Origin of the sequence: Occultella aeris (genome assembly GCF_902703175.1) — a bacterium.
In the GTDB taxonomy this organism is placed as follows: domain Bacteria; phylum Actinomycetota; class Actinomycetes; order Actinomycetales; family Beutenbergiaceae; genus Occultella; species Occultella aeris.
Genome location: NZ_CACRYJ010000042.1, coordinates 56561 through 77981, shown reverse-complemented (window position 1 = coordinate 77981; position 21421 = coordinate 56561). Strand labels below are relative to the sequence as shown.

The window sequence follows — 21421 nt, the reverse complement described above, 5'->3', positions numbered from 1 at the left end:
GTCAACTCCCTGCTCGGTCCAGGCTACGCGTGCGCGCGGCGCTGATCGGGTTGGCGTCTGCGACGAGTGACTCGAAGCGGTGGTTGGCGATCTTGGCGATCTCGATGATCGCGGTCGCGTGTTCCTGGGCGTCGGAGTTCGACAGCCGCTCCCACCCCGAGGCGAGCACGCGTTCGCGGGCGCCGATGTCACGCACGCAGGCGATCAGCGGAACTCCGAACCGGTCGCGATACGTGGCCGTGAGCCGGGTGAACTCGTCCTGGGACTCCTCGTCGAGCCGGGTCAGGCCCACCTCGGACTGCTCCGCGGCCGAGTCCTCGCCGGCCTCCTCCCCGAGCCCGCCGAGGTCCGGGTAGGCCTGCATCAACTCCCGCTGCTCGTCGGCGCCACCGGCGAACAGGGCCTCCTGCAGGGCCATCCGCAGCGTCTGGGTGTCGCCGAACGGGCGCCGGTCGTAGGCCCGCTCGGCCACCCAGCCCTCACCCTGGACCAGCACGGCGAACGTGGCTACGAACTCCTCGCGGCTCATCGCGTTGACCTGGCCGAGGCTGATCGAGTCCGCGCCGGGCCGGCCCGCGACGGCCGGTCCCCGGCCGCGCCCGAGGTGGTGGAAGACCAGGTTCAGGCCGATCGCGGTGATGCTGCCGAGCGTGATGCCGCTGCCGAAGATGATCTCCGCCCAGGAGGGCACCGCCTGGGCCACCGCCGGCTGCGCGGTGACGAGCAGGGCCAGCCCGATGCTCGTGCCGACGATGACGATGTTGCGGTGGTCGTTGAAGTCCACCCGGGAGAGGGTCTGGATGCCCACGACCGCGACGGTCGCGAACATGGCCAGCGCCGCACCGCCCAGGACCGGGTGCGGGATGCCCGCCACCACGGCGCCGGCCTTCGGCAACAGGCCGAGCCCGATCATGATCAGACCTGCGGCCGCGACCACGTACCGGCTCTTCACCCGGGTCAGCCGCACCAGACCGACGTTCTCCGCGAAGCACGTGTACGGGAAGGAGTTGAGGACGCCGCCGAGCGTGGTGGCGAGTCCGTCCGCGCGCAGCGCCCGGGCGATGTCGGACCTGCTGATGCGCTTGTCCACGATCTCCCCCGTGGCGAACACGTCACCGGTGGTCTCCACCGCGGTGATCAGCATGACGACGATCATCGAGATGATCGCGGCCGCGCTGAACTGTGGCCAGCCGAAGTAGAAGGGGGTGGTCACGCCGACCCACGCGGACTCGGCGACCCCGCCGAAGTGGGCGTCCCCGAACGCCCACGCGGCCAGCGTGCCGACGACCAGTCCGATGAGCACGGCCACGGTGGCCATGAAGCCCTTGAAGATCCGCTGGATGGCCACGATCAGGGCGAGGGTGCCCAGTGCGTAGGCGAGGTTGCGCGGATTCGTGGGGTCGCCGCCGGCGCCGCCGACCGCGTCCTGGGCCGCCACCGGCAGCAGTGCGATACCGATGATCAGGATCACGGTGCCGGTCACGACCGGTGGGAAGAATCGGATCAGGCGGGCGAAGAAGGGGGCGATCAGGAACGTGAACAGCCCGGCCACGATGACCGCGCCGTAGATCACCAGCAGCCCGTCGGTGCCGCCACCGGCGGCAAGGCCGATCGCGATCATCGGGCTCACGGCGGTGAACGTGACCCCCTGCAGCAGCGGGAGCCGGACCCCGACCTTCCAGAACCCGATCGACTGGATGATCGATGCGATCCCACAAGTGAACAGGTCCGCGTTGATCAGGTGGATCAGCTCGCGCTCGCTGAGTCCGATGGCCCCGGCGAGCAGGATCGGGACGATGACGGCGCCGGCGTAGAACGCGAGCACGTGCTGCAGGCCGTAGACGGCGAGCTTGCCCGTGGGCAGTCGCTCGTCGACCGGATGGACGGACCGGGTGCGGTTCGGGCTGGGTGTCGCAACAGACATGGGAACCTCGGGGAGTCGGGTCGATTCGTCGTCGAATCTGCGAACCAACAATTCTTTCGAATCCTGGAATGCAACTTCCGCGTTGTGCGCAGGCAACCACGGTCCTGCATCACGGGTAGGCCACGCCAGTCACCGATCCGCCAACGTTCGAGCTCCGCCCCGCGCTCGTCTTGGAGGATCCTCCAGAAGCAGATTCGCTGGCGCCGTCGCCTACTGGGAGTCGACGCTCAACAACGCCGACCACGGCACGACGAGCACCGCCGCCGCCGTGGCCAGGTCGAGGTGATCGGCGCCGACGCGCACGATCCGGCCCCGGTGCATCCCGCCGAGAGTATGTGCGAGCACCTCGGCGCCGTCCGCCGCCAGGGCCCGCAACACGTGCCCCAGCCGCAATCCCTGCTCGACCCGCCCGGGCGCGGGTGCGACGCCGGCCAACGGCCACGCCGCGACGACGGCATCCATCCTGATCAGTGAGCGTCGCTCGCCCTCGCCGAGCACGAACCAGGTCGGCGCGGCATCGGTCACGAGGCCGCGACGGTCGGTGCCGTCCAGGAGCCGCGCGGTCACCGATCGACCCTTCGCGGCGCGCACCCGGTCGCCGAACGTGGTGGTGGCCGCCTCCGCCTCCACGAGATTCGCGACCAACTCGCCCTGCTCGGCCCGCTGCTGCGCCACGAACTGGGCCTGGAGGTCGGCGAAGAGGTCGTCCCAGTTCATGGACCCAACAGTAGGGAGACCGCCCGCGTTGTCCACAGGCCCGCCGTTCCTCTGGACAGCGACCGCCGAAGGGACTACACCTAACTTCATCGAAAGTCACGTATCGACACGAACTGACATGAAATGCGGTGGTCTCATGCGAAGGGCACTCCTCACCCTGGGTGTCGCCGGGATCACCGGCGGGGTCGCGGCCTGGCTCGCGACCATGGCCCTCCCCGCGGCCGCGACCCCACGCTCGGTGGACGAGGCGATCGCGCTGGGACTGCTCTGGTGCGCGCTGGGCGTGCTGGCCTGGTACTGCCTGAGCGCAGCACTGGCGCTGGGGTGTCTGACCGCGCGGGCCGCCGGACGCGGCTGGTCCGCGGGCGAGCAGGCGCTGCGGGCCGGCGGCGCGCCGTTCATGGCGCGGATGGCCTCCGTGGGCGTCGGGGTCGCCCTGGCCGCCGGGGCGCTGGTGACGCCCGCGCAGGCGCTGCCCATGCCCGACGGCGGCGCGGCCGTCGGCGCCGACGTCACCTTGGGAGACGGTTCCGATCTGGCACCCGGTTCCGTCCCGGCGCCCGCTTCGGCTTCCGCGCTCGGTCCCGAGGTCGATCCAGAAGCCGGAACCGATTCCGAGGCGGGAACCGACGCCGAGGCCGGGTCCGACGCCGAGACCCGAACCGATGCGGTCGAGGTGGGTCCCGACCTCACCTGGGGTGCGTTCGACCCCGACGATGCGGCGACAAGCCCGGCCGAGCCGACGCCTGAGCGCACGGACTCCGAGCCGAGCGCGAGCCCGAGCGAGGCCGCCACGAGCGAGTTGACCACTCGACCCGAGGCCGGTCCGACGGGCGACCCGAGCGACCAGAGCGACACCAGCACGCAGCCACAGTCCGCAGCCCCGAGTGACGCGAGCGCCACGAACGACGCGAACGACGCGACCAGCCGAGCCGACGTCACACCCATGAGCGCGGCGACCAGCCAACCCCAGACCGGCTCCCCGAGCGCGATGCCCACGCCGCGTGGCCCAGCGGGTACCGCAACCGGGGCACACGAGGTCGCGCCCGGCGAAACGCTCTGGTCGATCGCTGCCGCCGACCTCGCCCGTGACGGGTCGACGGTCACCGAGGCCGACATCGCGGCCGCGTGGCCGCGCTGGTACGCGGCGAACGCCGCGACCATCGGTGCGGACCCCGACCTCATCCAGCCCGGGCAGGAACTCGTCCCGCCCACCAACCCCTGAGGAGTCCACGATGAGCGTTCAGCCGATAGCCCGGCCGCGCACGGCACCGGAGCCGCCGGACACGGTGCCGAGGCTCCTCGTCGATCCGAACGCCCCGGACCGGCGCACCTGGGACCGGGTGCGGTTCTCCGGCCCGCCGGCGCCCGCCGAGGTCCCGGTCGAGGACGTCATCGACGACACCACCGGTCCACGCCTGGTCTGGTCCCGCGGTGCTGTCCCCGAACTCCCGGACGCGGGCACCTGGAGCGCCACCCTCGTCCGGGCGTGCGTCGAGGCCCTGCTCGGGGCACGCCCGGCCGCCCAGCTCTCCCGCTGGTTGGACGCAGATCTGTGGACCGCACTGAACCGGCGCGCCTGCCTCGGCATGGAGATCGCCGGCCGACCCAGTCACCCGCCGATGGTCACGATCCGCCGGGTGCACCCGTGCGAGATCTCGGAGGGCACCTGGGAGTCGTCCGTGGTGGTGCACGACGGCAACAGGGTCAGGGCCGCCGCGATCCGGCTCGAGACCCGCCGCGGCCGGTGGCGCGCGACGGCTCTCGAGATCGGCTGAAACTGGCTGCGGATCAGCGGGCTCAGGCGGTCGGGCGGGTCTTCAGGTTCGCCTGTGTCAGCGACGCTTCTTGGCCTGCTTCGCGGCCCGGCGACGCTGCTCCCGGTTCGCTGCGCCCGCCGCGCCTGCGGCCGCGTTCGCGCCGGTCCCGGCGGCCTGCTCGGCCGGGGTCACGCCGGCCTGGGCCGCGCGCACCGTCGAGCCCATCGAGCCGTCCTCGCTCGGTGCGGAGTAACGCAGGTTCGTGGCCCGTTGAGGTGACCCGAGCCCAAGCGGGTCGTCGGCGTCGGCACCGGTCGCTACGACAGGTTTCGCGGGGATCGACTTGCGTCCGGCACGCTTGCCCGCCGTTCGGGGTGTGTTCGCGCCCGACTGCCGGGCAGGCTTGGCGCCACCGTCCGTCGTTCCGGTGCTCGGCGCGCCCGTATCGTCCGCGGCCGCACCGTCGATGGCCGGCTCCGGTGCCGCCCCGAGCACGGGCGTCTCGGAGCCCTCCACCACGTCCACGCCATCGGTCTCGGCCGGCTGCTCGGGCCTGCGCACCTCGACGTTGAAGAGGAAGCCGACGGCCTCCTCCTTGATGGACTCGTTCATCGCCTGGAACAGCTGGAAGCCCTCACGCTGATACTCGACCAACGGGTCGCGCTGGGCCATCGCACGCAGCCCGATGCCCTCCTTGAGGTAGTCCATCTCGTAGAGGTGCTCGCGCCACTTGCGGTCGAGCACGGACAGCACCACGCGTCGCTCCAGCTGACGCATGAGGTCCGGCGTGATCTCCTGCTCCCGGTTCTCGTAGGCGAGCTTGGCGTCCGACTTCAGCTCCGAGACGAGTTGCTCGGTGGTCACCCGGGTCTCGTGACCGGCGTCGGAGATCACGTCCTCGATGGTGATCGAGACCGGGTAGACGGTCTTCAGGTCGGTCCAGAGCTGCTCGAGGTCCCACTCCTCCGGCGGGCCGGAGCTGGTCGCCTCGGTGACCACACCGGTGATCACGTCCTCGAGGAACGTCTGCACCTGGGCCTCGAGGTCCTCACCATCGAGCACTCGGCGGCGCTCGTCGTAGACGACCGTGCGCTGGCGGGAGAGCACGTCGTCGTACTTGAGGACGTTCTTGCGGATCTCGAAGTTGCGTGCCTCGACCTGGCCCTGTGCGCTGGCGATCCCGCGGGTGACCATCTTGGACTCGATCGGCATGTCGTCGGGGAAGCCCGAGGAGTTCATGAACCGCTCGGCGAGCGCGGCGTTGAAGAGACGCATCAGGTCGTCACCGAGGGACAGGTAGAACCGGGACTCGCCGGGGTCGCCCTGACGGCCGGCGCGCCCACGCAACTGGTTGTCGATCCGGCGGGACTCGTGCCGCTCCGTGCCCAGCACGTACAGGCCGCCCAGCTCGGTGACCTCGTCGTGCTCGGCGGCCACGGACTCCTTGGCCTCGCCGAGGGCGTCGGCCCAGGCCGCCTCGTACTCCTCCGGGGTCTCCTGGGGGTCCAGGCCGCGCTCCTTCAGGTTCGCGATCGCGAGGTGCTCGGCGTTGCCGCCGAGCATGATGTCGGTACCACGGCCGGCCATGTTCGTGGCGACGGTGACGGCGCCCTTGCGGCCCGCCATCGCGACGATCTCCGCCTCGCGGGCGTGCTGCTTCGCATTCAGGACGTCGTGCGGCACGCCCTGCTTCTTCAGCATCTTCGAGAGCAGCTCCGACTTCTCGACGCTGGTGGTACCGACGAGGACGGGCTGCCCGGACGCGTGCCGTTCGACGAGGTCGGCGACGACCGCCTCGAACTTCGCCTGCTCGTTCTTGTACACGTAGTCGGACTGGTCGATCCGCGCCATCGGCCGGTTCGGCGGGATCGGCACCACGCCGATCGTGTAGGTGTTCTGGAACTCCGCCGCCTCGGTCATCGCGGTACCGGTCATCCCGGCGAGCTTGTCGTAGAGGCGGAAGTAGTTCTGCAGCGTGATGGTGGCCAAGGTCTGGTTCTCGGCCTTGATGGCCACCCCCTCCTTGGCCTCGATCGCCTGGTGCATGCCCTCGTTGTAGCGACGGCCGGGCAGCATCCGCCCGGTGTGCTGGTCGACGATGAGGACCTCGCCCTTCATGACCACGTAGTCCTTGTCCCGCGTGAAGAGTTCCTTCGCCTTGATCGCGTTGTTCAGGAACCCGATCAGCGGGGTGTTCAGGGACTCGTAGAGGTTGTCGATGCCGAGGTAGTCCTCGACCTTCTCGATGCCCGGCTCGAGCACGCCGACGTTCTTCTTCTTCTCGTCGACCTCGTAGTCGCTCTCCCGGCGCAGCCGCTTGGCGACCCGAGCGAACTCGGCGTACCACTTGTTCACGTCCCCGGAGGCCGGCCCGGAGATGATCAGCGGGGTCCGGGCCTCGTCGATGAGGATCGAGTCGACCTCGTCCACGATGGCCATGTTGTGGCCGCGCTGCACGAGTTCGGCGGAGGACCAGGCCATGTTGTCGCGCAGGTAGTCGAACCCGAACTCGTTGTTCGTGCCGTAGGTGATGTCCGCGGCATACATCCGGCGGCGCTCGTCGGGCTTCTGCCCGGACAGGATCACCCCGGTGGTCAGGCCGAGGAACCGGAACACCCGGCCCATCAGATCGCTCTGGTAGCTGGCCAGGTAGTCGTTCACCGTGACCACGTGCACGCCCTTGCCGGACAGTGCGTTCAGGTAGGCCGGCAGGGTGGCCACCAGGGTCTTGCCCTCACCGGTCTTCATCTCGGCGATGTTGCCGTGATGCAGCGCCGCGCCACCCATGATCTGCACGTCGAAGTGCCGTTGGCCGAGGGTGCGCTTGGCAGCCTCCCGGACCGCGGCGAACGCCTCGGGCAGCAGGTCGTCGAGGGACTCCCCGTCGGCTACCCGCTTCTTGAAGACGTCCGTCTCCTCACGCAGCTCCGCGTCCGTCAGGTCGCTCATGGAGTCCTCGAGAGCGTTGACCTGATCCTTCTCCGCGTTGAGCTGCTTGAGGATCTTGCCCTCGCCCATGCGCAGGATCTTGTCGAGGATCGAAGGCACTGACACTCCCGGTGGATCGGATCAATCCGGCGTCGTTCGACACCGGTGCACCGTCCATCGTATGCGAGAGCTCCGACGGCAGTACCGGTCCGGACCGCCGATCACGGCACAGGTTCGCTCTCAGCGCACCCCCGTCAGGGCCTGCACCACGTCGCCGATGAGGTCGCCGGCCGCGTCGGCATCGACGGCGACGTCCGGCAGGTCGAGCCAGTCCGCCATGACGCGCAGTTCCTGCGCCAGCTCATGCCCGACGGCGGTGGGAGCCTCAGGCTGGGCGAACGCGCTGCGTAGCCGCAGCACTCCGGCGGCCCGGTCGGCCTTGAGGTCCACGCGCGCCACGAGTTCGTCGCCGAGCAGGAACGGCAGCACGTAGTAGCCGAACTGGCGCTTGGCCGCCGGGGTGTAGATCTCGATCCGGTAGTGCATCCCGAACAGTTCCAGGGTGCGCTCCCGTTCGAACACGAGCGGGTCGAACGGTGCGAGCAGGGCACGGGCGTTCGTGGCCCGCGGCCGGCGGGCCTCCGGGTGCAGGTAGGCCGGGCGGTGCCACCCGGCCACCGCCACCTCCTCCAGGTCCCCCGCCGCAACGAGCCGGGCGACGGCGTCCGACGTCTGCGCGATGGACAGCCGGAAGTAGTCAGCGAGCCCCCGGATGGTCGCCACCCCGTGCGCGCGGGCGGAGATGTCCACGAGCGCCCGGATGGCCTCGTCCTGCGGGAGCACGTCCTCGGCGAGGACCTCCGCCGGCAGCACCCGCTCGGGCAGGTCGTAGGCCCGCTCGAAGGACGCGTTCCGGTATGCGGAGGCGACCCGCCCGACGGCGAGCATCGCCTCCAGGGAGTGCTTGGCGGCGGTCCAGTTCCAGCCCCAGTTCACCTTCTCCGGGCGGTCGTGCCCGAGCAGGTCGTGCACCTGCGCCGCGGTGACGGGTCCGTGCTCGGCGACGATGTCCAGCACGGCTGCCATGGTGTCCGGGTCCTTCGCGGCGATCCCGTCGTACCAGCGGAGCGCGCGCGGTCCCTGCATCCGCCACCGCAGCAGCTGGAACGTGCGCGGCGGCACGAAGGCGGCCTCGTGGGCGCGGTACTCGACGAGCCGCCGCGGCCTGGCCGGGGTCCCGGTGGTGGCCCGCTCCAGCAGCCCGACGTCGTAGGGGCCGAGCCGGGCGGCCACGGGCAGCAGGTGCGCCCGGGCGAGCACGTTCACCGAGTCGATCTGCAGCAGTCCGACCCGGTCGATCATCCGCTGCAGGTGCGCCATCGTGACCACGGGCGGTCGTGCCTGTGCAGGCGCACCGGCGAGCCCTTGCGCGGTGACGGCGATCCGGCGGGCCTGGGCGAGCGTGAGCGTGCGCGGCATGCTCAGACCCTAGGGCCCACCACGGACACTGCGCCGACGTCGCCACGCGCCCCTGGCGCGCAACGCACGAGACCGGACCCTCGCACCGAGACCGGACCTCACAGGGTCCGGGTCTCCGGGCGATCGGTCCGGTCTCGGCGATAGGGGATGTCGTCAGGCGGTCGCGGGAGCCAGGGCGTCTGCCTCGTAGTTCAGGCGGATCACGCCGTAGGTCCAGCCGCGCCGGTTGTACACGACGCAGGGCTGCTTGGTCTCGGCATCCACGAACAGGTAGAACGGGTGGCCGACCAGCTCCATCTCGGCGAGGGCCTGGTCCACCGTCATCGGATCGGTGTCGTGCACCTTCTGCCGGATCACCACCGGGGAGTCTCCGAGCTGTGCCTCAACGGCCACACCGGTCTCGGTGGGCGGCGTGGGGGTCATCGAGATCTCGTCGTCCTCGACCGGTTCGGGAGCGAGCTCGACGGGCTCCGGCACCGGCGGCGCCTCGCGACCGTGGTGTGACTTGCGCCGGTCCCGGGCGCGGCGTAGTCGCTCGAAGAGCTTGCCGGCGGCGAGGTCGAGGGCGGCGTACCGGTCCGGAGCGCTCGCCTCGGCGCGGACCACGGGGCCCTTCGCGCGGACGGTCAGTTCGACCCGTTCGGCCCGGTCGGCCAGACGTGGGTTGTTCTCGTGCGTCACCTCGACGTCGACTCGCTGCGCGTAGGGCGAGAACTGCCCCACCTTCGAGAGTTTGTCCTCCACGTGCTGCCTGAATCGCTCAGGCACCTCGGTGTGGCGGCTGACTACAACGATCTCCATGACGTCCTCCGGTTCGAGAGAATGCGGCCGAGGCCTCTTTCATGGGGGCCCCCGGCCAGGGCTTGAGCGCTCACCCGGCCTTTCTCAGCGGTCGGGGCGCGGTCTGCAGGTGGGCCTCACCTCCCCCTCACGCCGTCCGGTGAACACAGAAGGCGAGGGTTGCGCTGTGCGCCCCTCGCCTGCCTCGTGCTCCATGACCTGACGCTAGTCCACTCCTCACGGATGCGATAGGCGAAAGGTCATGGGTCGGCGCGCCAGGTCGTGCTACCCGGCCGCGGCGTCGCCAGCAGGGCGAACGCGCCCAGCACCTGCCCACCGGCCATGGTGAGCGCATCCCGGGCCGCGGCGAGGGTGGCGCCGGTGGTGACAACGTCGTCGACGAGCATGCAGGGTGCCCCGGGCGGCAGGTCCGCGACCAGATGCACCGCCGCGCGGCTCGACCGTCCGCGGGCCGCCGCGCCGAGCCGGTGGGAGCTGCCGCCACGCCGGCGCAGCACGTCCACCACCCATACCGGGCGACCCCGCCCGTGCCGGGCCAGCCCCGTGCTCAGCCCGACGGCGACGGCGTCCGCCAGCTCCCCCACCACGAACCGTCGGGCCAGGCGCCGCCGCCAGCCCGACGGGGCGGGGACCAGCAGGATCGGTCCGGACCCGGGCGCCTCGATCAGGTGCTCGGCGAGCCGGCGACCGGCCGCCGTGCCCACGCGGTTCAGCTCGGGAGCCAGATCGGGGCGCACGCCGGTCTTCCAGGCGAGCACGACGCGTCGCGACCCGGAGGCGTACGGCGCGACGGCCCAGGTCGGCAGCCCCAGGTCTGCGGGCCCGATCCCGCCCACGTCCCGGGCCGCGAGGAACACGGTGTCCTCCTCGCAGCGGCGCGGCGGCGCGGTCAGCAGCTCGCGGCAGTCCGCGCACAGGTGCGTATCGTGTGCGCCGCAGCCCGGGCACTCGACCGGCAGCACGAGGCCGAGCACATCGGTCAGCACTGTGCGCAGCACCTGGACCGACACCTGCGAGAACACCCGCCCAGCGCACCGCATGCAGCCGAGGCGACCTCCGCCGTCGGGCGTTACCTGTGGACGCACGCGCATCGGCGCGTGCGTCCACAGGCAGGCGACCGCGTCAGCCTGGGAAAGTGGGGTCGCGCACCGGATCCAGGCCGGAAACCGGCCGCCACCCGTTCCCCGAGCGCGCGTACAGGTGCCCGTCGGAGGTGACCAGGTAGAGCTCACGCTCGCCGCGGGCCGCCGCGATCGATGCGGAGTCGACCACGGTGGGCAAGGACCTCGTGGGCTGACCGCCGACGGTCACCAGGTGCACGCTGATGGGCCCACCGCTGGCGCCGAGCACCGCGAGGGTGGACTCGTCGACCCAGACCACCTGGGTGGCCGACGTCATCGACGGTGCGAGGCTCAGCGGCGGACCGAGCCGGATCGGGATCCCGTCGGCGTCCCGGGTGATCGCGACGACCTCCACGCGCATCGCGCCACCGCCGGTGTACACGACGGCCATCCGGGTGCCGTCGCGGCTGACCCGGATCGAGGCGACCTGGGCACCGGCGAGCGTCGGCGCCTCGAGCGTGGCCGTCGACCCGTCCGTCCGGGCCAGGAGCAACCGCCCGGCGTTCGTGCGCTCCCCGGTCCAGACCCACCCGAACCGGTCGAAGGAGGGATCGAGCAGCGCGGTGCCCTCGAGCAGGGTCACCGAGGCGGTGTCCGGGGTCGGCACCGTGATGAGGAACCGGTCGTCCGCGAGCGCGACGGCGAGGTCGTCGTCGTAGGGCAGCGCAGGGGCGGACGCGTCGATGCCGGTCAGCGGCGCCGTGTTGGGTGCGGCGGACAGCGTGGTCCCGTTGAACCGCACCAGGGCGTCACCGGAGAGCATCGTCGGCGACGTGCCGACCCCCGGGTTCAGGGTGAGGTCGAGGTCGACGTCGGAGGTGTTGAACGGCCTCGTGTCGACGAGGATCTCGACGTCCTGGACCTGGGGCAGCGCGGTGAGGGTGGCCTGGATCTGCGCCTGGAGACGAGCGCGGTCGGTCGACCCGGCAGCTGAGATCTCCTCGGTCACGTCCACCGTCGCGGTCCCGGCGGAGACGGGCACGGTGTCCAGGGTGAGCGAGGTGCCGCTCGGGATCGCGCTGATCACGCCGGTGCTGAGCCACTCCACGGGCCCGCCGAGCAGGCCGTTCATGGCGTATGTCGCGGTGTTGCGGGCCGGGTAGAAGCGCATGTCCGGCACCAGCATGGTGGCGTCCGGGGAGAGGAAGTACAGCGGCGTGCCGCGGTACTGCGAACCGAAGTTGACGTCGGAGATGAGGACGCCGTCGGGCAGGCTCTCGATGCGCCACTGCGCGTCGGCGTCCTGGGTCAGCCGGAACTCCTGGGTGGTCTCGGTGCCCGGCCGGGCCTCGGTGCGCACCCCGTTGGGGTCGACCGTGCCGGCGACCGTGACCCGCACCTCCACAACCCCTGCCTCGCCCTCGACGACGTCCAGGGCGGCGCTGCCGGAGTAGATGACGACGCCGCCGGCCGGGTCCCACTGGTCGCTGCCCTCGGTCGTGAGGAACTTGCGGGCGACCGCGAAGTTGTCGACCAACCCGCCGGCGCTCCCGGCCAGGAACCCGCGCACGATCTCGCTCGGGGACGCGTCCGGTCTCGGGTCCTCGGCGGAGAGCACGATGCCGCTGGTGTCCGGGGCCGCCTCCACCCCGCGCTGCACCGCACCGTCCGTCGGCAGGCTCGCGCAGCCTGCGAGCGCAGCGATCGCTGCCACAGTCACGAGGACGACGGCGGCCCGCGCCTTCCGGGTCATCGTTGCGTTCGCGGTCATCCGTTGACCTCCTCGTGGCTGGTGGGCGGGTGCAGTTCCGGCAGCGCGGCCGGGTTCGCGGCGGACGGATCCTCGGGCGGCTCCAGGTCCGGGTCGGACCGCACCGGGCGCAGCGCGAGCGGATGCGTCGTGATCGTCTGGCCGGCCCGGCGCGGCAGCGAGAGCCGGAACGCAGCGCCCTCACCCGGACTCCCCCAGGCCTCCAGGTCGCCGCCGTGCAGCCGGGCGTCCTCGAGGGAGATCGCCAGGCCGAGGCCGGTGCCGCCGAGGGTGCGTGCCCGGGCCGGGTCGGCGCGCCAGAATCGGTCGAACACGTGCCCGGCCTCCATCGCCGTCATCCCGATGCCGTGGTCGCGGACCACCACGTCCACGACGCGGGCGTCCACGCCCACGAGGACGTCGATCGGCCCACCCTCACCGTGCTCGATGGCGTTGACGATCAGGTTGCGCAGAACCCGCTCGACGCGTCGCTGGTCGATGTCCGCGGTGCAGGAGGTCGGGGCAAGGTTCATGACGAGCTCGGAGCCGCGATTCGCCGCGAGTGGCGCCGTCAGGTCCACGACCCGGCGGACCACCTCCCGCACATCCACCTCCTCGGCCTCCAGGGTCGCGGCGCCGGCGTCGAACCGCGAGATCTCCAGGAGGTCGGCGAGGAGGGCCTCGAACCGGTCCAGCTGGGTCTGCAACAGCTCGGCCGACCGGGCCTGCACCGGGCTGAACTCGTCCCGGGCCTGATACAGGACCTCCGAGGCCATCCGCACGGTGGTCAGCGGCGTGCGCAGTTCGTGGGAGACGTCGGAGACGAACCGCTGCTGCATCAGGGACAGGTTCGCGAGCCGCTCGATCTGATGCTGCAGACTCTCGGCCATCTCGTTGAACGATCGCCCGAGCAGCGCGAGCTCGTCGTCGCCGCGCACCTGCATCCGCTCGGTGAGGTGACCGTCGGCGAGCCGCTCGGCCGTCCGGGCCGCCTGCTGGACCGGGTCGAGGACCTGCCGGGTCAGGTACCAGGCCATCGCGAGCAGCAGCACCAGCAGGCTCACGGCACCGACGGTGAGGACCCCCTGGAGCAGGTCCAGGTTCTGTTGCTCCGCGCCGAGGCTGTAGATGAGGTAGAGCTCGTACTCGCCGGCGATCGGGAGCGTCACCGTCGAGCCCACCGCGATCCCAGGGGTGAGTCCGCCGTCGGAGCGCGGGATCCCGACGGACTGCCAGGCCTGGAAGTGGTCGGCCTGGACCCGCTCGCGCAGTTCCGGGGAGATCAGTGGCCGCAGCGACTCGTTCGTGGACGGGTCCAGGATCAGCGCGGGGGTATTCGGGGAGCGCATCAGGAACACACCGGAGCTGCCCGCGGAGGTCTCCTGCAGTCCCGACACCATGTCGGTCGCGAGCTGCTGGACCTCCTGGGTGGAGGAGACCGTCGAGGCGTCGAACTGATCCTGGGCCAGGTCCGTGCGGGTCGCGGCGTCGGCGAGTACCTGGTCGCGGCGGTCGTCGAAGAGCCCGTCGCGGATCTGCGCGGACAGCAGCAGACCGAGCAGCGCCAGTGCGATCACTCCGACGGCAACCGTGGTGCTGGCCACGCGCAGGCGTAGCGAGCGGCGCCAGGCCAGGAGCGCGAGCCGGGCCCGGACCCGGAGCAGCCGGCGCCACCGCTCGGCGCGCCGCCGCACTTCTGCGAAGGGGTCGGTGCGCGGGGGCGGGTCCGCCCCACCCGGCGCGTCGGTCATCGCACGGGGGCGCCGGCCCGGTATCCGACGCCGCGAACGGTCACCACGACCTCCGGGTTCTCCGGATCCTTCTCGACCTTGGCGCGCAGCCGCTGGACGTGCACGTTGACGAGTCGGGTGTCCGCCTGGTGCCGGTAGCCCCAGACCTGCTCGAGCAGCACCTCGCGGGAGAACACCTGCCACGGCTTACGAGCCAGCGCCACGATCAGGTCGAACTCGAGCGGGGTGAGGTTGATGGCGTCACCCTCACGCGTGACCCGGTGCCCGGGCACGTCGATGGCCAGGTCGGCGATCAGCAGCTGCTCGGTGCCCTGCGTCTCGCCCTGGCGCAGCCGCGCGCGGATCCGGGCGACGAGCTCGGTGGGCTTGAACGGCTTCGCGATGTAGTCGTCGGCGCCGGCCTCCAGGCCCTTGACCACGTCGGTGGTGTCGCTCTTGGCGGTCAGCATGACGATCGGCACGCCGGACTCGGCGCGGATCCGCCGGCAGATCTCGATGCCGTCCATTCCGGGCAGCATCAGGTCCAGCAGCACCAGATCCGGCTCCACGGTGCGGAACGCGTCCACCGCCTTCGCACCATCGGCGCAGAAGGAGGCCTCGAAGTTCTCCGACTGCAGGACGATCCCGATCATCTCCGAGAGGGCGGCGTCATCATCGACCACGAGCACACGTGCATTCATGCGCCCTATCGTGACACCTTCGCGCGAGGAGGGTGCCTGACCACGCTCATGCAAAGATGAACACGGCGCACCGCCGACGAAGGAGAAAGACCATCCCATGACCGAGCGTGGAGAGCCCACACCGCCCCGGCAGGACCCGAACGGGACCGGGCCGACGGGCTGGGGCGATGTCGCCCCCGGCGGCTACGGCACCACACCGGGGCAGCCCGGCGGGTATGACCAGGGACAGCCCGGTGGCTACCCGCAGGGCCAGCCGGGCGGCTACCCACAAGGGCAGCCCCCGAACCAACCCGGCCAGTACGGCGCGCCACCGCCCGGACCGGCCGGACCTGCGCCGTCGGGCTCCTACGGCCAGTACGGGCCGGTCGATCCGAGCGCGAACATGACCCCGCTGGGCCCGGCGCCGCAGCCGGGCATCATCCCGCTGCGGCCGCTCACCCTCGGCGAGATCTATGACGGCGCGTTCCGCTCGATCCGGGCCAACCCCACCGTGATGTTCGTGCTCGCGGCCATCGTGGTCGCGGTGCTCGGGGTGATCCAGGCGATCGCCACCTGGGGCACGTTCGAGCAGCTGAACGAGACGCTCGGCAACTTCGACCCGACGGTGTCCGACACCGAGGCCCTCGACGACATCACCGCAACGCTGCAGTCGCAACTGCTCGCCACCGGGGTGTCCGGGCTGCTCTCGTTCGTGGTCTCGACCGTCCTGACCGGGGTGCTGATCCACTCGGTGAGCCAGTCGGTGATCGGCCGGAAGATGAGCCTCGCCGACGTGTGGCAGGCGGTCAAGCCGCAGATCGGACGCCTGCTGCTGCTCACGCTCATGATCCTGGTGCTGGTGGCGCTGGTGAGCTTCGTGTTCGTCGGCATCATCGTGCTGGCGGCCGCGTCCGGATCGCTCAGCGTGATCGCCGTCGCGGGGATCCTCGGGGTGCTTGGGCTCATCGCGGCACTGGCGTTCGTCGTCACCGTCACGGTGCTGGCGACGCCGGTACTGGTCCTCGAGCGGTCCGGCGTCTTCGCCGCGCTGAAGCGGTCCTGGCGACTCACCCTCCCGACGTTCTGGCGGGTGTTCGGCATCTACCTGCTCACGACGATCCTGATCGGGATCCTCGCCCAGGTCATCACCTACCCACTGCAACTGATCGGGCAGGCGATCGGCGGATTCGGCACCCTCACGACCATCCTCACGCTCGTCGGCGGCGTGATCGCGTCCGCCCTGACCACGCCGTTCCTCGCCGCGGTCGTGGCACTGCTGTACATCGACATCCGGATCCGCACCGAGGCCCTGGACGTGGACCTCGCCGCGGCGGCGCAGGCACCATGACGGCAGCGCCGGCGGCGGGGGACCGACTGGCGATTCTCCCGCGCGAGGTCCCGCTCGACCCATCGGCGGACGAGGCCCGGGACTGGGCCGAGGCCGAGCTCGCCAAGGCGATCTACAACGATCAGCCGAGCCTGTGGGACCGATTCCTGGGCTGGCTGGGCGACCTGTGGGAGGCGATCACCTCCGCCAACTCGGCGCTCGGGCCGATCTTCCTGCCGTTGCTGATCCTGCTCGTCATCGGCGTGATCGTTGCCGTCGTGCTGCTCGTCGGCGGGCCGGTCCGACGGCGGAGGTTGCGTTCGGCGGAACGCGGCAGCTTCGATGTGCTCGACGGGGACAGCCGCGACGCCAAGGCGCTGCGCGCCGCGGCGGACGCCGCGGCCGCCGCCGGTGACCACGCGCTGGCCGTGCTGGAACGGTTCCGGGCGATCGTGCGGTCCCTGGACGAACGGACCATCCTCGAGGACCGGCTCGGCCGGACCGCACGTGAGGCCGCAGCCGCCGCCTCCGAGCGCCTGCCGAGCTGCGCCGAGGACCTGCACCGAGCCGCGGACCTGTTCGACCAGGTCTGCTACGGCCACGTCGCGCCGACCGAGCGAGAGGACGCCTGGCTGCGTGAGGTGGATCGGACGGTCGCGGCCACCAAGCCGACCAGGGCCTCCGCCACCGGTGCCACCGACGCCTGGGCGGCGGCCCGATGAGCGGCACGACCACGGACCCGGGCGCCCCCGCCGCGGGCGCGCCGGGACCTTCGATCGTCGCGCGGGGCCGGCGCGTGGACGCGCCGGAGCCCGCCGACTCCGCTCCCGAACGGACGAACCGGCGCACCGTGATCGTCATCGTGGTCGCCGTGGTGGTCCTGATCCTCGCGGCCGTGGCACTCGGCCGCGGCGGGCAGTCCCGCTCCGACATCCCGCTGGCTCCGAACAACCCCGCCCCCGAGGGGGCCCGGGCCGCCGCGCAGATCCTCGGCGAACACGGCGTCGACGTCACGCTCGCGACCCGGACGTCGGCGGTGCTCGCGCAGGACGCGGCGGACACCACGCTCGTGATCGTCGGAGCCGACGAGCTGAACTCGGACCAGATGACCGCGCTCGCCGACACCCAGGCCGACGTGGTCCTGCTCGGGCTCGGGTACGCCTCCTTCGAGGATCTGACCTGGGCCGTCCAGGTCGAGTCCGGCGGGACCCAGGCAGCACGCTCGGCCGAGTGCACCGACCCGGACGCCGAGGCCGCGGGCACCATCGACACGGCCGGGCCCGGGATCAGCGGCCTCAGCCGTGTCGAGATCTGCTTCCCGTTCGAGGACGGGGCCGGCGCCTACGCCGTCTGGCAGGAGGAGGGCCGAACCTGGCGCGCGCTGCCGAACGGGTTCCCTGCCTCGAACGAAGGGCTCGCCCTGGAGGGCAACGCCGCCCTCGTACTGCGAGCCCTCGGCCAGCACGAGCAGTTGCTCTGGTACGTCCCGGACCCGAACGACCCCTTCACGCTGGACGACGGTGGGGCGACCGCCCCGCAGACGTTCTTCCTGCCCGACGCCGTCGTCTACCAGCTCCTCGTCGTGGCGCTGGCCGTCGTGATCTGGCGCGGCCGCCGCCTCGGGCGGGTCGTCGTCGAGCCGCTGCCGGTCGTGGTCCGCGCCGCCGAGACCACCCGCGGGCGCGGCCGGCTGTACCGGCGCGCCGGCGCGCACGCCCACGCCGGCGCGGCACTGCGGGCCGGGACCCTCGCGCGGGTCGGCGCCCGGATCGGGCTCCCCACGTCCGCCAACCCCGACCAGGTCATCGATTCGCTGGTCCGGGCCACCGGCCGAAGTCCGGACGAGCTCGAACACCTCCTGTACGGACCACCACCGACCGACGACGCATCTCTCGTCGCCCTCACCCAAGCCCTGGACACCATGGAAAGCGAGGTTCATCGCGCATGAGCAACCCCACCGGGCCGAACGAACCAACTCCGCCCAGCGAGGCACCCGACCCCATCGACGCGGCGGTCGACGGTTCCGCGGAAGCGCCCGCCGGGTCGAGGCAGAGGATTGCGCCCGAGGTAGCGGGTTCTGAGGCACTGACTCAGCCGGAATCCTCTGTCTCAGCGCGTTCCGGCGGCCAGGTGGCCGACGCGACGCAGGTCGTCTCGCGGGAGGACCTGCAAGCCGCCCGCGAACGGGCGGAGGCAGCGACGGCCGTGGCCGGGACCGGTTCCGACGCTTCCGCGGAAGCGGCCGCGAGCGGTGATCCGGCCGTCGAGGCGCCGCAGGAGCCCGCTCCGGAGGAGCCCGCGCAGCACGAGCTCGCGCAGCCGACGCAGCCGCCCGGCTACGGCCAGGCGAGCCAGGCACCCGGCCAGTACGGCCAGGCGAGCCAGGCACCCGGCCAGTACGGCCAGGCGCTCGGCTACGGCCAGGCCAGCCAGGCGCAGGCGATCCCGGGCTACGGCCAAGCCAACCAGGCACAGGCGAACCCGGGCTACGGGCACGCGAGCCAGGCGCCCGGACAGTACGGCCAGACGCCCGGCTACGGCCAGGCCGGCCAAGCACAGACGAACCCGGGCTACGACGAGTCCGGCCAGGTGCTGGCCGGTGCCGGCTACGCGCAGTCGGTGCAAGCCGGCCAGGCCTATCAGCAGGGTCAAGGGCAGTACGCCGCCGTGCCGGGTCAGGGCCAGCCCCCCGCCCAGTACGGGCCGAACGCCGGCTACCAGGGCGCGCCCGAGCATGCCGTCCCGGTCCAGGCCCCTGGCTACGGTGAGCCGGCGCAGCAGCCAGGTGCACCCGCACCGGTAGCCGAACCGATGGTCGAGTCCCCCGCCCGTACGAAGCTCGCGGGCGTGCGTGCGGAGGTCGCGAAGTCGGTGGTCGGCCAGGAGGCTGCCGTCACCGGTCTCGTCATCGCGCTGCTGTGCCGCGGCCACGTGCTGCTCGAAGGCGTGCCCGGGGTCGCCAAGACGCTCCTCACCCGAACCCTCGGTGCGGCCCTGGACCTCGAGATGAAGCGGGTCCAGTTCACGCCTGACCTGATGCCCGGTGACATCACCGGTTCGCTGATCTACGATGCGCGCACCGCCGAGTTCTCCTTCCGGGAGGGCCCGGTGTTCACGAACCTGATGCTGGCTGACGAGATCAACCGGACCCCGCCGAAGACCCAGGCCTCCCTACTCGAGGCGATGGAGGAACGACAGGTCACGGTGGACGGCGACCCGAGGCCACTGCCGGACCCGTTCGTGGTGATCGCCACCCAGAACCCCGTCGAGTACGAGGGCACCTACCCGCTGCCCGAGGCACAGCTGGACCGCTTCCTGCTCAAGTTGATCCTGCCGCTGCCGGGGCGCGGCGAGGAGATCGAGATCATCAACCGGCACGCGCACGCCTTCGACCCCCGCGACCTCAAGGCCGCGGGTGTCACCGAGGTGGCCGACGCCGACGACCTGGAGGCCGCCCGCGAGGAGGTCGCGAAGGTGCAGGTGGGGCCGGAGGTACTTGCCTACATCGTCGACATCTGCCGGGCTACGCGGACCTCCCCGTCCCTCTCGCTGGGAGTCTCCCCCCGTGGTGCGACGGCGCTGCTGGCCACCTCCCGCGCGTGGGCGTGGCTGTCCGGCCGCACGTTCGTCACCCCGGACGACGTGAAGTCGCTCGCGCACCCGACCCTGCGGCACCGCGTGCAGCTGCGGGCCGAGGCCGAGCTCGAGGGCGTCAGCGCGGAGACCGTCCTCGACGGGATCCTGGGGTCGGTCCCGGTACCACGCTGATGGCGATCTCCGTCCGCACGGTCGCGCTGCTGGCGCTGGGCCTGATCCCGGTCCTGCTGCTGCCCGAACTGGGCACGGTGCTGACCTGGTTCGGCCTGGTCGTGCTGCTCGCGGTCGTCGACCTGGTCCTCGCGGCACCGCCCCGGGCGCTGGAGATCGAGCGGCGCGCACTCGGCTCGGTTCGGTTGACCGAGCCGGCGGAGTCGGTGCTGACGGTCACGAACCCGTCCGGGCGAACGATGCGGGCGCTGATCCGTGACGCCTGGCAGCCGACGGCGGGCAACGGCCCGAACCGGCACCGGGTGACCATCCCGGCCGGGGAAGCCCGCCGGACCCGGACGCCCCTGCTACCCACCCGCCGTGGCGACCTGCAGGCGGACCTTGTCACCGTGCGCTCCACCGGCCCGCTCGGGCTGGCCGCGCGGCAGGCCTCGATCACTGTGCCCGGGCACCTGCGGGTGCTTCCGGAGTTCCGGTCCCGGCGGCACCTGCCCTCGCGCCTGGCGCGGCTGCGGGAGATGGACGGGCGCTCGGCCGTCAACGTCCGCGGACCCGGCACCGAGTTCGACTCGCTGCGCGAGTACGTCATCGGCGACGACGTCCGGGCCATCGACTGGCGGGCGACCGCCCGCCGGGCCGACGTCGTGGTGCGGACCTGGCGCCCCGAACGGGACCGTCGCGTGTTCATGGTGCTGGACCTGTCCCGCCTCTCGGCAGTGCGACTCGGCGAGGCGCCCCGGTTGGACGCCAGCATCGAGGCCGCCCTGCTCCTCGCGGCCCTCGCCTCCAAGGCCGGCGACCGGGTGGAGCTGGTAGCCATCGACCGCGCCGTACGAGCCCGGGTGAGCGGCACCCATGGCCCGGCGATCATGGCGAAGATGGCCGATGCCCTCGCCCCGGTGCACCCCGCCCTGGTGGAGCCGGACTGGACCGCCGTCACCCAGGTCATCCGGGACCGGCTCTCCCAGCGTTCGCTCGTGGTGCTCCTCACCGCGCTCGAGCCGGGCGCCATCGACTCCGGCCTGGCGCCCGTGGTCGCGGCGCTGTCCAAGGACCACCAGGTGGTCCTTGCCTCCGCCACGGACCCCGACACCGACCTGCTCCGCCAGGCCCGGGAGTCCTCCGCGGACCTGTTCGACGCCGCTGCCGCCGAACGCGGCGAGCTCGAGCGTCGCGCCGTCGCCACCCGGATGCGCCGCGTCGGCGCCGAGGTGGTCGAACGCCTGCCCGAGGACCTGGCTCCCGCCCTCGCGGACACCTACCTCGCGCTCAAGGCCGCCGGCCGGCTCTGACAGTCGCGCCGATGCCGCGCACCCGCATGCTGATCGGCGAGGACCGTGTCCGAGGTGACCCTGGCTACCGCCCCTGTGATGCGTGGTGTGGAGGGTCCGCCCACAGCGACGGGCTCAGTGATGGGTCACGGCGCCGATCAATCCGGTCACCCTGCTCCGCACGGGCACGGTCGGCGATCCCTTGTACGATGACTTCCATATTTA

General features: G+C 71.6%; 16 protein-coding genes. 7 read left to right on the top strand and 9 right to left on the bottom strand.

Translation table 11 applies throughout. From position 1 onward, the window contains the following. Nucleotide 1: 1 nt before the first annotated feature. Both uraD and HALOF300_RS14215 read right to left on the bottom strand, forming a co-directional pair. Nucleotides 2-1924, bottom strand: coding sequence for a 2-oxo-4-hydroxy-4-carboxy-5-ureidoimidazoline decarboxylase (gene uraD / locus HALOF300_RS14220; protein ID WP_156741589.1), 1923 nt, complete (start codon nucleotides 1922-1924; stop codon nucleotides 2-4). Between the two features lie 210 nt (nucleotides 1925-2134). Then, nucleotides 2135-2641, bottom strand: coding sequence for a hypothetical protein (locus HALOF300_RS14215; protein WP_156741588.1), 507 nt, complete (start codon nucleotides 2639-2641; stop codon nucleotides 2135-2137). A gap of 136 nt (nucleotides 2642-2777) precedes the next feature. Between HALOF300_RS14215 and HALOF300_RS14210 the strand changes: the two genes are divergently transcribed. Together HALOF300_RS14210 and HALOF300_RS14205 are read left to right on the top strand one after the other, a co-directional pair. After that, nucleotides 2778-3866, top strand: a complete 1089-nt coding sequence (locus HALOF300_RS14210; RefSeq protein WP_156741587.1) for a LysM peptidoglycan-binding domain-containing protein — start codon at nucleotides 2778-2780, stop codon at nucleotides 3864-3866. Between the two features lie 10 nt (nucleotides 3867-3876). Further along, nucleotides 3877-4419: an Rv3235 family protein gene (locus HALOF300_RS14205; protein ID WP_156741586.1), complete on the top strand. Its 543-nt coding sequence runs from the start codon at nucleotides 3877-3879 to the stop codon at nucleotides 4417-4419. 57 nt (nucleotides 4420-4476) lie between these two features. On the opposite strand, the gene secA is transcribed toward HALOF300_RS14205, so the two are convergent. The 7 genes from secA to mtrA form a co-directional block, all read right to left on the bottom strand. After that, nucleotides 4477-7449, bottom strand: a complete 2973-nt coding sequence (secA, locus tag HALOF300_RS14200; protein WP_156741585.1) for a preprotein translocase subunit SecA — start codon at nucleotides 7447-7449, stop codon at nucleotides 4477-4479. Nucleotides 7450-7569: 120 nt separating this feature from the next. After that, the gene (locus HALOF300_RS14195) at nucleotides 7570-8808 is read right to left on the bottom strand and encodes a winged helix-turn-helix domain-containing protein (RefSeq protein ID WP_156741584.1); all 1239 of its coding nucleotides are present in this window, start codon (nucleotides 8806-8808) and stop codon (nucleotides 7570-7572) included. Nucleotides 8809-8961: 153 nt separating this feature from the next. Further along, nucleotides 8962-9609, bottom strand: coding sequence for a ribosome hibernation-promoting factor, HPF/YfiA family (hpf, locus tag HALOF300_RS14190; RefSeq protein WP_156741583.1), 648 nt, complete (start codon nucleotides 9607-9609; stop codon nucleotides 8962-8964). 239 nt (nucleotides 9610-9848) lie between these two features. Further along, nucleotides 9849-10631: a ComF family protein gene (locus HALOF300_RS14185; RefSeq protein WP_156741582.1), complete on the bottom strand. Its 783-nt coding sequence runs from the start codon at nucleotides 10629-10631 to the stop codon at nucleotides 9849-9851. Between the two features lie 100 nt (nucleotides 10632-10731). Next, nucleotides 10732-12441: an LpqB family beta-propeller domain-containing protein gene (locus HALOF300_RS14180; RefSeq protein ID WP_156741581.1), complete on the bottom strand. Its 1710-nt coding sequence runs from the start codon at nucleotides 12439-12441 to the stop codon at nucleotides 10732-10734. Then, nucleotides 12438-14171 carry an MtrAB system histidine kinase MtrB gene (gene mtrB, locus HALOF300_RS14175; protein ID WP_156741580.1) on the bottom strand — a complete coding sequence of 578 codons (1734 nt, stop codon included), beginning with the start codon at nucleotides 14169-14171 and terminating at the stop codon, nucleotides 12438-12440. Before mtrB ends, HALOF300_RS14180 begins: the two co-directional genes overlap by 4 nt. Continuing rightward, on the bottom strand, nucleotides 14168-14851 hold the full coding sequence (gene mtrA, locus HALOF300_RS14170; RefSeq protein WP_156741579.1) for an MtrAB system response regulator MtrA: 684 nt from the start codon (nucleotides 14849-14851) through the stop codon (nucleotides 14168-14170). Before mtrA ends, mtrB begins: the two co-directional genes overlap by 4 nt. Nucleotides 14852-14948: 97 nt before the next feature. Between mtrA and HALOF300_RS14165 the strand changes: the two genes are divergently transcribed. The 5 genes from HALOF300_RS14165 (at nucleotide 14949) to HALOF300_RS14145 (ending at nucleotide 21217) form a co-directional block, all read left to right on the top strand. Next, nucleotides 14949-16178: a DUF7544 domain-containing protein gene (locus HALOF300_RS14165; protein WP_156741578.1), complete on the top strand. Its 1230-nt coding sequence runs from the start codon at nucleotides 14949-14951 to the stop codon at nucleotides 16176-16178. Beyond that, nucleotides 16175-16879 (top strand): DUF4129 domain-containing protein, encoded by a 705-nt coding sequence (locus HALOF300_RS14160; RefSeq protein ID WP_156741577.1) that lies wholly within the window; start codon nucleotides 16175-16177, stop codon nucleotides 16877-16879. Before HALOF300_RS14165 ends, HALOF300_RS14160 begins: the two co-directional genes overlap by 4 nt. Continuing rightward, nucleotides 16876-18105 carry a DUF4350 domain-containing protein gene (locus tag HALOF300_RS14155; protein WP_156741576.1) on the top strand — a complete coding sequence of 410 codons (1230 nt, stop codon included), beginning with the start codon at nucleotides 16876-16878 and terminating at the stop codon, nucleotides 18103-18105. The genes HALOF300_RS14160 and HALOF300_RS14155 overlap by 4 nt, the downstream gene beginning before the upstream one ends. A 719-nt stretch (nucleotides 18106-18824) precedes the next feature. Beyond that, the gene (locus tag HALOF300_RS14150; RefSeq protein WP_156741635.1) at nucleotides 18825-19925 is read left to right on the top strand and encodes an AAA family ATPase; all 1101 of its coding nucleotides are present in this window, start codon (nucleotides 18825-18827) and stop codon (nucleotides 19923-19925) included. Continuing rightward, nucleotides 19925-21217 carry a DUF58 domain-containing protein gene (locus HALOF300_RS14145; protein ID WP_156741575.1) on the top strand — a complete coding sequence of 431 codons (1293 nt, stop codon included), beginning with the start codon at nucleotides 19925-19927 and terminating at the stop codon, nucleotides 21215-21217. Before HALOF300_RS14150 ends, HALOF300_RS14145 begins: the two co-directional genes overlap by 1 nt. Nucleotides 21218-21421 lie beyond the last annotated feature (204 nt).